The 12,917-nt window shown below is 67.9% G+C and carries 11 protein-coding genes and 1 tRNA gene; 5 read left to right on the forward strand and 7 right to left on the reverse strand.

Features of this window, described 5'->3' with window-relative positions; all coding sequences use genetic code 11:
• Positions 1 to 14 precede the first annotated feature (14 nt).
• The 3 genes from HUA78_RS47775 to HUA78_RS30095 all read right to left on the reverse strand — a co-directional run bounded on the left by HUA78_RS47775 (position 15) and on the right by HUA78_RS30095 (position 2,911).
• On the reverse strand, positions 15 to 890 hold the full coding sequence (locus tag HUA78_RS47775) for an AHH domain-containing protein (RefSeq protein WP_371745693.1): 876 nt from the start codon (positions 888 to 890) through the stop codon (positions 15 to 17).
• Between the two features lie 1,258 nt (positions 891 to 2,148).
• A tRNA-Sec gene (locus tag HUA78_RS30090) sits at positions 2,149 to 2,247 on the reverse strand.
• A 40-nt stretch (positions 2,248 to 2,287) separates the two neighbouring features.
• Positions 2,288 to 2,911, reverse strand: coding sequence for a TetR/AcrR family transcriptional regulator (locus HUA78_RS30095; protein ID WP_174455620.1), 624 nt, complete (start codon positions 2,909 to 2,911; stop codon positions 2,288 to 2,290).
• 81 nt (positions 2,912 to 2,992) lie between these two features.
• On the opposite strand from HUA78_RS30095, the gene HUA78_RS30100 reads away from it, so the two are divergent.
• The gene (locus tag HUA78_RS30100; RefSeq protein ID WP_254623963.1) at positions 2,993 to 4,021 is read left to right on the forward strand and encodes an NAD-dependent epimerase/dehydratase family protein; all 1,029 of its coding nucleotides are present in this window, start codon (positions 2,993 to 2,995) and stop codon (positions 4,019 to 4,021) included.
• Here HUA78_RS30100 and HUA78_RS30105 read toward each other — a convergent pair.
• The gene (locus HUA78_RS30105; protein WP_141645752.1) at positions 3,975 to 5,048 is read right to left on the reverse strand and encodes a metallopeptidase family protein; all 1,074 of its coding nucleotides are present in this window, start codon (positions 5,046 to 5,048) and stop codon (positions 3,975 to 3,977) included. The genes HUA78_RS30100 and HUA78_RS30105 overlap by 47 nt on opposite strands.
• A gap of 91 nt (positions 5,049 to 5,139) precedes the next feature.
• Here HUA78_RS30105 and HUA78_RS30110 point away from each other — a divergent pair, with 91 nt between their 5' ends.
• Both HUA78_RS30110 and groL read left to right on the forward strand, forming a co-directional pair.
• Complete coding sequence (locus HUA78_RS30110; protein ID WP_174455618.1) at positions 5,140 to 5,496, forward strand: response regulator; 357 nt, start codon at positions 5,140 to 5,142, stop codon at positions 5,494 to 5,496.
• Positions 5,497 to 5,664: 168 nt separating this feature from the next.
• The gene (gene groL, locus HUA78_RS30115; RefSeq protein ID WP_141645753.1) at positions 5,665 to 7,317 is read left to right on the forward strand and encodes a chaperonin GroEL; all 1,653 of its coding nucleotides are present in this window, start codon (positions 5,665 to 5,667) and stop codon (positions 7,315 to 7,317) included.
• Positions 7,318 to 7,431: 114 nt separating this feature from the next.
• Here groL and sinM read toward each other — a convergent pair whose 3' ends face one another.
• Complete coding sequence (gene sinM, locus HUA78_RS30120; RefSeq protein WP_174477716.1) at positions 7,432 to 8,595, reverse strand: signal integration modulator SinM; 1,164 nt, start codon at positions 8,593 to 8,595, stop codon at positions 7,432 to 7,434.
• On the reverse strand, positions 8,592 to 10,103 hold the full coding sequence (gene sinK / locus HUA78_RS30125) for a hybrid histidine protein kinase/response regulator SinK (RefSeq protein ID WP_174455878.1): 1,512 nt from the start codon (positions 10,101 to 10,103) through the stop codon (positions 8,592 to 8,594). Before sinK ends, sinM begins: the two co-directional genes overlap by 4 nt.
• Before the next feature lie 149 nt (positions 10,104 to 10,252).
• Between sinK and HUA78_RS30130 the strand changes: the two genes are divergently transcribed.
• Positions 10,253 to 10,645 (forward strand): demethoxyubiquinone hydroxylase family protein, encoded by a 393-nt coding sequence (locus tag HUA78_RS30130; protein ID WP_174477717.1) that lies wholly within the window; start codon positions 10,253 to 10,255, stop codon positions 10,643 to 10,645.
• Between the two features lies 1 nt (position 10,646).
• On the opposite strand, the gene HUA78_RS30135 is transcribed toward HUA78_RS30130, so the two are convergent.
• Complete coding sequence (locus HUA78_RS30135; RefSeq protein ID WP_141645769.1) at positions 10,647 to 12,026, reverse strand: diguanylate cyclase; 1,380 nt, start codon at positions 12,024 to 12,026, stop codon at positions 10,647 to 10,649.
• A gap of 50 nt (positions 12,027 to 12,076) precedes the next feature.
• Here HUA78_RS30135 and HUA78_RS30140 point away from each other — a divergent pair, with 50 nt between their 5' ends.
• Positions 12,077 to 12,892: a chemotaxis protein CheW gene (locus HUA78_RS30140; protein WP_141645757.1), complete on the forward strand. Its 816-nt coding sequence runs from the start codon at positions 12,077 to 12,079 to the stop codon at positions 12,890 to 12,892.
• Positions 12,893 to 12,917 lie beyond the last annotated feature (25 nt).

Here is a 12,917-nt window from a genome sequence, read left to right on the forward strand (position 1 = left end):
AGGTCATTCTTCCGTCATTCGGTTCGCGTCACCAGCCGATTGAGCCTGGTCCCCTGCTTCGAGATCTCACGTGCCAACGCACCGAGGATCTTCGTCAGCGCCTCCCGGCAACGCTCGATGCTCTTGCAACTCGATGTTGCTTCGTCCAGCCGCTCGTAGACCTCCTCATGGTACTCCCTTGGGTGCGGCCCCTTGTGGCGCGGGACGCGGACCTGGTTCGCCGCATCGTCGAGCGACATGCCTGCCCGGTCGAAGATCTCCTGGTACCTTGGCGTCCAGGGCCCCCCGTTGTTGGTGGAGGTGCTGAACTTGTCGGAGGCGACGTGGTGCCAAGGGCCTTCCGCGTCCACTGGGGCCGTGCTAGCGGCGCTCGTCCCTCGTGCCGCCATGGCCAGCGCACCAGGAGCGAGCGCGATGGTGACGGCTCCCTCGGTGGGAATAGCCACCGAGCCCACTTCCGCGATCGCCGTGAACCGGAAGCCTCCCTGGAGATCGGCCAGCCGCACCGCCTGTGCCGAGCCCGGAAGCGCCGGTGCCTTGATCGCCAGCCCTGCGGTGCTCCCAATGGCGGCGGTCGCGAGCATGATGAAGATGCGCGCCGCGTTCTCGCCCATGACCATGCCGTACTTTTCGCCAGCCATGCGTACCTCGTCGAAGGTCGTGGCGACCGCTACGTCCTCGGCAAGCTGCCGCCACCCCGCGACCAGGTTCCAAACGGTGTCCACCCCCAAGTAGGCGATGAGGCAGACCGTCAGGGTGGCGGCCACGCCCTTACTCACCGGTTCGGGCAGCAACCAGAGGCCGAGGTACACGGCCATGGCCGTGATGATGGTGTTCCGCACAGCGACCGGATCCACCATCTTTCCCAGCGCATCATGGGTCTCGTCCATGACCGAGCCCATTGCGAACTGGAGGGCCAGGGTGCGCTTTCCTTCTTCGCCAAGAGTGGGGCCGTCTTCCAGTAGATGCAGACAATCTCGGGTGCGCTGCGTCCGATTGCACCAGCGGCCGTAGGCGCGCGTGAGTTCTGAATCCGCCTCCGGCCTCCATGCCCCAATCGGTGGGAGGTGGTCGCTGTACGAGTCCAGCTCCGAGCCAACAGACACGAGACCGATGCGCCCTCGTGCGCCTGCGTACGCATCATTCGCAGGGAACCAGAACAGCCGCCGAGCGTCCGATCGAGGCTGCGTGGACCCGGGCACATCTCGGCCCAACTTCGCCACGGCCTCTTCGAAGTCGTCTTCGTTCAGTTCCACCGGTCCCGCGTCACCGGAGCGTGGAGTGAAGGTGATGGGCTTGCCCGGACCCGTGTCCAGACGCACCGATCTTGTCGCGCTACTGCACCCGGCCAACATCACGAACAGCAGGAGAATCGACCATCGTGGCAGCATGTGGAGCCCCCCTGGCGCTGGCCCCCATCGCTCGGGAGCACATCGGCAGCGCAGGGTCGGGTAATACCAGATAGAGCTGACAGGCGATCCGGGCTGACACTGCCTGTGATGGAGCGGGTGGGGCCGACGGCGTGCCTCCTGGACCGTCACGCCCGGGCGCGAGATCGTGCGCAGTCTGCTCGGTCCCCATTGCTGAGCGCGAACGTCCCTCGGGTTGCATCACCGGCGTCGCCTCTGCTTTCAACACGAAGCGAACAGACGACTTGAGAGTGATGAGAGCCTTTGCCGGACGGTCAGGGTCTACAGGGATGTGCCCATCTTGATCGTCAGCGATGCACTCAGGCGCAGGCCTGGAGCCCAAGGAGGCAACGGGCGTGCATTTTGTTGGCAGTGTTGAATCTATTGTGAACTATTCCAATCCAAGGTCCAGCCGGGTTGGATGGCGATAATCCAGGTTTAACCCAAAGTATGGTGTTCCTTTGATGGGTTCAAATCCGAGTCGCCCCCAATACTGCTGAAGCTTTCTACGCGCGGCAAGCTGTTGGATCTTCGAAAAGCTGGAGAGCGAGGGGTCGGTCCTTCTGTTGATGTCGAACTGAAGCGGGAAGGGTTTGCAGATAACAAGTCCGCAGCCTCTTCCAAGGGTTTCAATGAAGCGAGATGCAACTGCAAGCCCAAGCTTGTGTCATGTGTAGAGGCTTTGTTTGGATTGTCCCATGGTCCAGGCAAGGCTGCGCCAGAGAACTCAAGGGATACATGGCGGTAGAGCACGAGAATCGAACTCGCCAGAGACGTCTCTCAACGCCTCTCACTGGGTTTGAAGCCCAGGCCGGCCACCAGGTCCGGAGGCCCTACCGTGGCCGATTAGTGCCGGGCCTTCCCAGCTCCGTCAACGCTCACCGTGCCGCTGGCTTCAACCCCGGCAGCCCATGCACCAGCGTCTCCGTCAGCGTCTCTCGCAGCTCCTCCGCGGACGTCTGGAACGCCGCGCACGTCAGCTTCAGGCTCACGATGCCGTGCAGCCCCGCCCACAGTGCCTCGGCCAGTCGCCCCGGGTCCGCCTCGGTTGCCAGTCTCCCCGCTGACTTCAGGTCCTCGAACACCCGGGCCAACAGGCCGAAAGCGCGAGGCCCCGCACCATCCGAGTCGCCTTGGAAGAGCTCGGTCGACAGCCTGGGGTCTTCCATGAAGATGAGTCGGTACGTTTCCGGGTGCTCCAGCCCGAACCGCACATAGGCCGCGCCCATCACCGACAGCCGCTCCAGTGGCTCCGCCACCGCCGAGCCCGGCTCCAGCGCCCCCAGCAGCTCCCCGAAGCCCCGCACGCACAGCTCCCGGGCAATCGCCTCCCGGTTCTCGAAGTGCAGGTACAGCGTCGCGGGCGCGTACTCCACCGCCTCCGCCAGCTTGCGCATCGACAGCGCGCTGAACCCCTCCTTCACCACCATGTCCCGAGCCACCCGGAGGATCTGCTCCCGCAGCTCCGCCCGCTGCCGCTCCTTGCGCTCCGAAATCCCCATGCCTCAACCCTAGGGCTTGACGATTCGAACGGCCACCAGTAGATGAACGGTGTTCACAGAACGGTGTTCATAAAAATCTCGATGTTCGAAGCGGAGCGCATCATGGACGGCAAGGTGGCGTTGTTCGGAGCCTCGGGAGTCATCGGGCAGAGCGTGGCCAACGCGCTGAAGGCGCAGGGGAGGGCCTATCGGGTGGTGGGCCGCTCGAAGGCCTCCCTGCAGGCCGAGTTCGGCTCAGACCCGCTCGCGGAAATCGTGACGTGGAACCCCGAGGACCCGGCGTCGGTCCGCGCGGCCGCCCACGGTGTCGACACCCTCGTCTACATGGTCGGCGTCAACTACTGGCAGTTCCACCTGCACCCGGTGCTGATGCGCAAGACGCTCGACGGAGCAATCGCCGAGGGCGTCCAGCAGGTGGTCCTCATCGGCACCGTCTACCCCTACGGCCTGCCGCGCACGACGCCCGTCAAGGACGACCACCCGCGCGAGCCCAACAGCTTCAAGGGCCGCATGCGCAAGGAGCAGGAGGACCTCCTCCTGGCCGAACACGCCGCCGGCACGATTCGCGGCACCATCCTTCGCCTCCCCGACTTCTACGGCCCCGGCGTCGAGCTCAGCTTCCTGTACCGCGCCTTCGTCGCCGCCGTGGACGGCAAGCGCGCGCAGCTCATCGGCCCCATCGACTCGCCGCACGAGTTCATCTACGTGCCCGACGTGGGCCCCGTGGTGACGAAGCTGATGGACGAGCCTCGCGCGTATGGCCGCTCCTGGAACCTCGCCGGCGCGGGCGTGACGAGTCAGCGCAAGCTCGTCGAGGAAATCTACCGACAGGTCGGCCGCCCCACGAAGGTCATGACGATGGGGAAGGGGATGATTCGCCTCGTCGGCCTCTTCGACCCGTTCATGCGCGAGCTGGTGGAGATGCACTACCTGCACACCCAGCCCGTGCTGATGGACGACTCGGAGCTGCACCACCTGCTCGGCGACGTGCCCAAGACGCCCTACGCCGAGGGCATCCGCCAGACGCTCGCCGCCCTGAAGCAACGGCGCGCGGCCGCCGCCGTCAGTCCAGCCCCCGCAGCCACAGGTCGTCCTCGTCCAACCCCATGAGGTGACCGACCTCGTGCATCACCGTGATTCCAATCTGCTCGATGAGCTCCGCGCGCGTCTTCGCGAAGCGCTCCAGGTTCTTCTGGTACAGCACGATGGACGCCGGGAAGTGGTCATACGCGTTCGTCACGCTGCGCTCGCCCACGGGCGTTCCCCGGAAGACGCCGAGGATGCTCGGAGACAGGGGAGGGGACTGCCCCAGGAGGTCCTCCTCCGACGGCAGGTCCTCCACCGCGATGGTGACGTTGTCCAGGTACTGCTTGGCGTGCTGGGGCAGGGCCTTCACCGCGTCCTCCACCGCGCGGTCGAACTCCGCCTCGGCCAGCTCCACGGGGGGCGGGAACTCCTCGGACGCCAGTGACTGCGCCTTGGCGAAGCGCTTCCTGGCCTCTTTCTCGTCCCCCCGCCGCTCCGCCATCAGCCCCAGGTAGTGGTGCGCCCACGCCTCGTCGGACGCGTCCTTCAGCACCGCCTCGAAGCCCGCGCGCGCGTCGTCGAAGCGGCACAATTCGAACAAGGCGATGCCCCGCTCCAGCCGCGCGTCCACCGAGCGCGGAACGTGCCCCAGCGCCGCGTCCAGGCTCAACAGGGCCTGCTCGGACTCACCCATCTGGTTGAGCCCCATGCCCTCCAGGAGGAGGAACTCGTAGAGCATCTCCACGTCGTCCTCGCGCTGGGCCAGGCGCTTGCCCCGCGCGCACAGGCCCAGGCCTTCCTCCACCGCTTCCCGGTCCTCGCCGGCCCGGCAGACCAGGCAGTCCGCGGCTCCCAGGAGGATTTCCAGGTCCTCGGGGGCGACCTTGAGGGCCTGGCCATAGGCGCGGCCCGCCTCCTCCAGCCGTCCCAGCTCCGCGAGCGCCGCGGCCCGGTAGTGCAGGGCCTCCGGCAGCTCCGGCGCGTCCGAAAGCAGACCTTCCACCTGTGCCAGCGCCGCCTCGATGTCACCCGACTCGAAGGCGTCCGACACCGCCTCCAGCCGCGCCGTCGGGTCCCCCGACCCCGATCGCTTCCCGGTCCGCTTCTCCATGGCCCGGCTCATAAGAAGCCCCGCTGTGCGTTGTCAACGACGGGGGCGGCTGTTACGTTCCGCCGCCCGTGCTGGTGCGGCGTTCCGTCCCGTGAACATCCTTGTCGTCGACGATGATCTCGAGCTGTGCACCTTGCTCTCTCGCTTCCTGGAGATGCATGGGTACACGGTGTACTCGGCGTCGGATGCGCTCCAGGCGCTCGACATCCTCGAGCGCAACCAGGTGGGCATGGTCATCACCGACTTCATCATGCCCCACATGGACGGCATCACCTTCACCGAGCAGCTGAAGGCCGACCCGCGCTTCCAGGCCATCCCCGTGCTCCTGATGACGGCCAGCACGGACGGGAACATCACCGAGCGCGGCCTGCGCAAGGGCGTGGCCCTCACGCTGAACAAGCCCCTGGACATGGGCCAGCTGCTCACCTTGATGCGCTTCGCTGAGTAGCCTCCGAAAGGCGCCTCCCCGGCACGCGTCGGGCCGTCCGCTCGCCCACACGTCCGCCCTTCCTGGTTGACATCGTTGGGCTGACCCTTATGTTGGCGCTCGCCAGGGTCGAGTGCTAACGACCTGCGTAGTATCCACGAAAATTCCAAGTAACATCAGGAGGTTGCGATGGCAGCGAAGGAGATTTTCTTCCACCAGTCCGCGCGTGAGGCCATCCTGCGAGGCGTCCGGACGTTGTCGGACGCGGTCGCGGTGACGTTGGGTCCCAAGGGCCGCAACGTGGTCATCGAGAAGAGCTTTGGTTCGCCCACGGTCACCAAGGACGGCGTCACCGTCGCCAAGGAGATCGATCTCGAGAACCGCTTCGAGAACATGGGTGCGCAGATGGTGAAGGAGGTCGCGTCCAAGACCTCCGACAAGGCGGGCGACGGCACCACGACGGCGACGGTGCTGGCCCGGTCCATCTACGAGGAGGGCCTGAAGCTGGTGGCCGCGGGCCACAGCCCGATGGACCTCAAGCGCGGCATCGACAAGGCGGTGGAGGTGGTGGTGGCGGAGCTGAAGAAGCTCTCCAAGCCGACCTCCGACAAGAAGGAGATTGCCCAGGTTGGAACCATCTCCGCGAACGGGGATGAGACCATCGGCACCATCATCGCGGACGCGATGGAGAAGGTGGGCAAGGAGGGCGTCATCACCGTCGAGGAGGCCAAGGGCCTGGAGACGACGCTCGAAGTGGTCGAGGGCATGCAGTTCGACCGCGGCTACATCTCTCCGTACTTCGTAACGAACCGTGACCGGATGGAGGTCGTCGCCGAGGACCCGTACATCCTCATCAGCGAGAAGAAGATCTCCTCGATGCAGGACATGGTTCCCATCCTGGAGCAGGTCGCGCGCTCCGGTAAGCCCCTGCTGCTCATCGCCGACGACATCGAGGGCGAGGCGCTGGCCACGCTCGTGGTGAACAAGATTCGCGGCGTGCTGAACGTCTCCGCGGTGAAGGCGCCGGGCTTCGGCGACCGTCGCAAGGAGATGCTCAAGGACATCGCCACGCTGACCGGCGGCATGGTGGTCAGCGAGGAGCTGGGTCACAAGTACGAGAACCTGACTCTGAACGACCTGGGCCGCGCCAAGCGCATCACGGTGGACAAGGACAACACCACCATCGTCGATGGCAACGGCAAGAAGGAGGAGATCGAGGGCCGCATCAAGCTGATCCGCGGCCAGATCGACACCGTCACCAGCGACTACGATCGCGAGAAGCTCCAGGAGCGTCTGGCGAAGCTGGTGGGCGGCGTGGCCGTCATCAACGTCGGCGCGGCCACCGAGACGGAGATGAAGGAGAAGAAGGCCCGCGTGGAGGACGCGCTGCACGCGACTCGCGCGGCCGTCGAGGAGGGCATCGTCCCGGGCGGCGGTGTCGCCTACCTGCGCACGCTGCCGGCGCTTGAGCAGCTCAAGCCGGGCGGCGAGCAGAACTTCGGCGTGGATATCATCCGTCGCGCGCTCCAGGAGCCGCTGCGGAAGATCGCCAGCAACGCGGGCGTCGAGGGCGCCGTGGTCATCAACAAGGTTCGCGAGGGCAAGGGCGCGTTCGGCTACAACGCGCGCACGGACACCTACGAGGACCTGGAGAAGGCCGGCGTCATCGACCCGACCAAGGTGGAGCGCACCGCGCTGCAGAACGCGGCTTCCGTCGCTTCGCTGCTCCTGACCACCGAGGCCATGGTCGCCGAGCGACAGAAGGGCAAGTCCAAGGGCGGCAGCGGCGGTGGTAGCGGCGGCGGCATGCCGGACTACGGCGGCGACGACATGGAGTACTGAGCCACGCTCCGCGTCCCGGGCCTCACGGCCTGGGGTGTGGCGGGTGAGCTGGCCTCGGCCCCGGATGCCTCTTTCGAGGCGCCGGGGCCGTTGTCTTTCGTAGGGGATGGAACTTCAGGGAACGCGGCCGACGGCGCCCCCGGTGCCGCTCTCCTGGGATGTGAAGAGCAGGGTGTCGCCGTCCGCGATGAGTCCACCCGGGCCGGTTCCCTCGGGGCCGACCGCGTCGGAGGTGCCGGGAGGACAGCCCCGGGTCCGGCGCAGGAAGGCGGAGGAGCGGGGCACGGCGTCCTTGAAGTAGACGGCGCCATTCAGCTCCACCGGGAACAGCGGTCCTTGCAGGCCCTCGGCGAGCACGCGGGCCTCGCCGCCAGCGCGGGGCAACTTGAGCAGCCGACCCGTGCCTCCGCCGCCCTCGGTGATGAGGAAATGCGTGGGCGTGAGCTCCAGCGAGGTGCCCGTGGTGATGCTCGCATCCACGCGCTGGGCCGGCGTGTCCAGGTCCAGGGGGACGCGGTAGAGGCCTGGCTCGGTGCCTCCCGTGACGAGGAACCACACGTCGGTGCCGTCGATGCGCGCGCCACGGACCTGGGTGTCGACGGTGCCCTCGAAGAGCACCAGGGACGAAGGCGTGGCCCCGGTCGTGTCGACGCGGACGAGGCGCCGGGCCCCTGTCGCCACGACGAGGACGTCCTTTCCGGACAGGCGTCCGATGCGGATATCGGTGCCTCCCGTGATGACGCTGTTCAACGAGGCCTCGATGGGCAATGTGCCGCGCTCGCCCGTGGCCTTGTCCACGCGCCAGAGACCTTCCTGGTCGAGCAGATAGATGTTCTTCGCGTCCACCGCGATGGCATCCGGCGCGAAGAAGCCTTTGGCAACGGAGGTCGCTCCTCCGCCAGCTCTAGGAAGGCGAAGGATTTGTCCCTCTCCTGCCGGGGCATTGGGCCGCAGCGAGTGCGACTCGGAGATGTAGATGTCCGTCGCGTCCACGGCGAGTCGGCGGGGGTTGTTCAGCCCGGGCACGAGCAGGGACTCCCGCACCGACGGAGGTGGCTCGCAGCTTCCCGCGTCGTCCTCACCGGGCCCCGCGTCGGCGCCCGTGCCGCCGTCATCACCCGAGCCGCCGTCGCCAGGGTCCACGCCTCCGTCTGGCTGCGTCCCCGCGTCCGAGCCCGAGTCCTCCGGGCCGCTCGCGTCCGGTTCGCCCTGCACCGGGGGCTTGTTTGAGGAACACGCCACACCCAGCAGTAGGACGGACAGGAGCGCAAGCCTCATGGGACGCCTTTCTTGAACGCGCGGCTCAGCTCACGGCTCAGCGCCGTGGTGTCGGACAGCAGCTTGGGCAGACAGGCCGAGGCCCCCGCGCGAAGCGACTCCAGCGCGGTCTCCATGGTGAGGTGCTCGGCCAGCACCACGAAGGGCGCTCCCTGGGCCATGGCCTTGCCCAACTCGAGCGCCTTGCGCCCATAGGCCGGCGCGAAGTCCCAGGACACCACCACGCCCGCGGGCGGCTCCAGCGCGATGAGCTCCGAGGTGGGCAGCACGCGGGCTTCCAGGCCAATCAACTCCAGCGCCTCGGCGATTTGCGCGGCGGTGGCGGGGTTGTCCTCCAGCACGTCCACGCGCTTCACCTGGGCCGCGGCGCCGGGCTGTGTGGGCGGCGCCGCCAGAGTGGAGCGCAAGAGCGTGCGCACCTCGCGGATGTCGTCGAAGGGCTTGAGCAGGTAGTCCACCACGCCCAGCTCCAGCGCCTGCTGTGTCGTCACCAGCGACGGATAGCCCGTCATCAGGATGACCCGCGACGTGGCGGACAGCCGGCGCGCCTGCTGCGCCAGCTCCAGCCCGGACAGGCCCGGCAGGTTCTTGTCCGTGACGATGAGGTCCACGGGCGCCTCGCGCAGCAGGTCCAACGCCTCCTCGCCGCTCGCCGCCTCGATGACCTCGCACTCCTTGCCCATCAAGTCGCGGAACACCATGCGGATGATGGTCTCGTCATCCACCACCAGCAGGCGCTTGCGCGGCCCGGGTGCCGTCTCCGAGGCGGGGAATTGCACGCGGAACACCGTGGCCGGCGCCGGCACGTCCCGCAGCGCACCCTGCGGCGCGAGGTCGATGCGCGCATGGTGCTCCTCGGCGATTCGTCGACACACGGCGAGCCCCAGGCCGGTGCCGCGTTTGCTCGCGGTGACGTACGGCTCGAAGATGCGCTCGCGCAGCTCGTCGGGGATGCCCGGGCCCCAGTCCGCCACGTACAGCACGGGCGCCGAGCCCTCGCGCGTGAGCACCACCTTCACCCGTCCACGCCCCGACATGGCGTCGCGCGCGTTGTTGAGCAGGTTCAGCGTGAGCTGCTCGATGAGGCGCGAGTTGCCCTGGACGGAGATGTCCTCCGGGGCCTCCACCTCCAGCGAGATTCGCGCCGAGTCGGGGTTGACGCTGAAGAGCTTCGCAGCGGCCCAGATGGGCGCCGCCAGGGACAGTCGCTGCTGCGGAGCATGTCGCTCGCTGGCGAGCCGGATGAAGTCGGAGACGATCTGCTCCATCCGCTCCACCTGGGACATCAAGAGGCGCAGGGGGCCGGAGGGGCCGCCGTCCTCGGCGAGCAGTTGTGCATAGGCCTTCACGCCGAGCAGGGGCTGGCGCAGTTCGTGGAGCACCTCCGCGGCGAGCTGGGTGGCGTGGAGGCCGGAGCGTTGGAGCGCCGCCGCGGCCGTGCGCGCGGCTGGCAGGTCCCCCGCGTCCAGGGCCTGGAGCAGTTGGGCGAGCGGCGCGGGAATCTCCATGTCGGGAAGCATGACGGAGGCGGCCCATCCCACGCAACGCGCCTGGAGGGAATCCGTTGACCGGCCCGCCGGGGACGCGGATGCTCCCCGCGTTCTTCCCGCGTCGCCCAGCCTGCTGGACGCCGTCGCCCGGCCTCGGAGGGCCTCTCATGCCGCAGACCGACCCGTTCCACTCCCTCGTGCCTCGGAAGATGACCGACGCCGAGCTGGCCCGCTCCATCCGGCTCAACATCGAGGCGGAGCTGGACGCCATCAACCTCTACGCCGCCCACATCGACGCCACCGACAACGAGGAGGCCAAGGCCATCCTCCGGCACGTCATGGACGAGGAGCGTGAGCACGCCGCCCTCTTCTGGCAGCTCATCGCCCGGTTGGACCCCGAGCAGGCCCAGCACGCCCAGGAGGCGGTGGAGAAGTTCAAGCTCATCATTTCCGGTGCCCCGCATGAGTCGGTGGAGGCCGTGGGCAAGGAGGGCGCCAGCGCCGAGGCGCCGGAGCCCAGCATCGTCAAGCGCCTCACCGTCGGCAGCATGCGGCCCTGAGCTAGGTGCCGGTGCTTCCCTGGCGACGTTCGGCTGGGGGGGCTTCCAGGTCCTGCGCGGCCATGTAGACGACGTTCCGGGTGCCGCGCTTGCCGCGGTACATGGCCCGGTCCGACAAATCCAGCAGCGTGGCCTTGTCTCGCGTGTGCTCGGGGAAACTCGCCACGCCGATGCAGGTGGTGAGCTTGAGCGACAGCCCCTCGCGCGCCAGGAACCGATGCGTCTCCATGGTGCGGCGGATGCGCTCGGCGACCTTGAGGGCCCCGCCCGAGTCGGTATTGCGCAGCATCACCACGTACTCGTCGCCGCCATAGCGCGCCACGACGTCATGGTCTCTCACGCAGCCCTTCACCACGCGCGCCGTCTCCACGAGCAGCTTCGAGCCGACGAGGTGGCCGTGGTTGTCGTTGATGGACTTGAAGTGGTCCAGGTCCAGGAACAGCAGGCTGAAGGGGCGGTGCGTCTGGGGCGCGTCCTGGAACTCCCGGTCCAACATCAGGTGCAGGTAGCGCGTGTTGAACAGGCGCGTCAGGTCGTCGATGTACGCCAGGTCCTCGACGGCCGCGAAGCGACCCAGGTTGCGCAGCGCCAGCGCCCAGTTGCGCACCAGGTAGCTGGCGGCCTCGGAGGCGCTGCCCTCGCTGTCGCGGGCGTCCGCGTAGAAGAGCACCGCGTGCCCCAGCACCGCGTCGCCCTCGACGGCGGGGAAGGTGAGGACTCGCTGGAAGGGGACGTCCGGCACCTCGAGCTCGCGAGGGGAGCGCGCTTCCAGGAGCTGCTCGCGCAGCCAGGCGACCACCGTCTCCTCGGCGCCGGTGGGCAGCCCGCGCGTGCCCTGCGTGCGCAGGCCCACCGCGGCGTCGCGCTCCAGCAGGACGATGGCGTTGGCGGAGCCCATGGACTCGAGCGCGCCGGTGGTGGCGGTGGCCAGCTTCTCCCGGTCCAGCGTCGTGGCCAGTCGCTGCCCGGCCTCCAGCAGCGCGACATGTCGGCGCAGGGAGGCGTTCTCCCGCATCAGGTCGCGGGTGGTGAGCGCGCGGCGCACGGCGTGCTGCAGGGCTTCTGGTGCCACGGGCTTGACCAGGTACTCCGCGGCGCCGCTCTTGATGGCGCGCACGGCGGGGTCCACCTTGTCGAGGCCGGTGATGACGACGACCTCCACGCCCGGGTGTCGCTCCCGCACGTGCCGGAGGACCTCCATGCCGTCGCCACCGGGGAGGATGAGGTCCGTCACCACCGCGTCGAAGCGGTCCGCGGCGAGCGCCTGTCGGGCCTCGTGGAGCGTGGCCACCGCCGTGACGGTGTGCCCCACGGCCGTGAGGTAGTCGCCGTAGAGGGTGCGGGCGATCTTTTCGTCGTCGACGAGGAGGATGCGCGCCATCTCCCGCATGGCTTAGCACCATCCATCGGAACGCTGCTAGGGTCGCTCCCGTGTCGCCCTTCGAAAGCGGTCGCCGACTCTGCTTGCTCGTCGAAGCCGGGGAGACCCGTTATGCCGTGGAAGCCACATCCGTCATGGAAGTGGCGATGCCTGGCTCCCATGGAAGCAACCTGCGAGGCGTGCTCGAGGTGAAGGATCTGGCGGCGCTGCTCGGCGGCGCGCCGGAGCCGGACGTGGGCATGGTGGTGGTGCTCGACGTAAGTCCCACGCTCGCGGTGCGGGTCCGCTCGGTGGTGGAGGTCGCGGATGTCGCGCGCGCGCCGTTCTTCCTGTTGCCTTCGGGCCTGGCGGACTCGCTGGCGCCGCTGAGCCGGGGCGCGGTGCTCCACAAGGAGCGGCTGTACCTGGAGCTCATCGCGGAGGCGCTGCCGCACCGGGTGGGGCCTCGGGCCACGCCTGCTCCCCCGCGCCCCGTGCACTGGGCCGAGTCCGTGCCCGAGCGGGCGCTCGTCTTCGAGTCACAGGGGCGCCTGTTCGGCGTTCCCCTGGCCTTCGTGTCTCAGGTGGTGGAGCGGGGTGAGTCCTTCAGCGTCCTGCCCGTGCAGAGCGGACCGGTGGCCGGTATCTTTCCGCATGCCCAGGTCCTGTGGCCCATCTGTTCGGTTCCCGCTTTGCTGGGGGCTCCCCCCGCGCCCGAGCCATTCTTTCTCCTGGCGGAACTGGCGGGGCGTAACGTAGGGCTGACGGCCACGCGAGTGCTGGGTGTCCTGCAGCGCTTCGAGCCGGACGACACCGCGGGAAGCTTCCGCGTCCCTGGATTGCCGGAGCCAGTGCTGTTCCTTGACCTGCAGCGCATGTTTTCTTGATCGTCCCGGAGCGCAAACCGTAAGC

Origin of the sequence: Myxococcus sp. CA033, assembly GCF_013336625.1 — a bacterium.
GTDB classification, from domain to species: Bacteria; Myxococcota; Myxococcia; order Myxococcales; family Myxococcaceae; genus Myxococcus; species Myxococcus llanfairpwllgwyngyllgogerychwyrndrobwllllantysiliogogogochensis.

Excerpts from the sequence above, each read along its gene's own strand:
- HUA78_RS47775 (WP_371745693.1), bottom strand. The coding sequence starts at position 890 with ATGGACGAGACCCATGATGCGCTGGGAAAGATGGTGGATCCGGTCGCT.
- HUA78_RS30095 (WP_174455620.1), bottom strand. The coding sequence starts at position 2,911 with ATGGGGATTTCGGAGCGCAAGGAGCGGCAGCGGGCGGAGCTGCGGGAG.
- HUA78_RS30100 (WP_254623963.1), top strand. The coding sequence starts at position 2,993 with ATGTTCGAAGCGGAGCGCATCATGGACGGCAAGGTGGCGTTGTTCGGA.
- HUA78_RS30105 (WP_141645752.1), bottom strand. The coding sequence starts at position 5,048 with ATGGAGAAGCGGACCGGGAAGCGATCGGGGTCGGGGGACCCGACGGCG.
- groL (WP_141645753.1), top strand. The coding sequence starts at position 5,665 with ATGGCAGCGAAGGAGATTTTCTTCCACCAGTCCGCGCGTGAGGCCATC.
- sinM (WP_174477716.1), bottom strand. The coding sequence starts at position 8,595 with ATGAGGCTTGCGCTCCTGTCCGTCCTACTGCTGGGTGTGGCGTGTTCC.
- sinK (WP_174455878.1), bottom strand. The coding sequence starts at position 10,103 with ATGGAGATTCCCGCGCCGCTCGCCCAACTGCTCCAGGCCCTGGACGCG.
- HUA78_RS30130 (WP_174477717.1), top strand. The coding sequence starts at position 10,253 with ATGCCGCAGACCGACCCGTTCCACTCCCTCGTGCCTCGGAAGATGACC.
- HUA78_RS30135 (WP_141645769.1), bottom strand. The coding sequence starts at position 12,026 with ATGGCGCGCATCCTCCTCGTCGACGACGAAAAGATCGCCCGCACCCTC.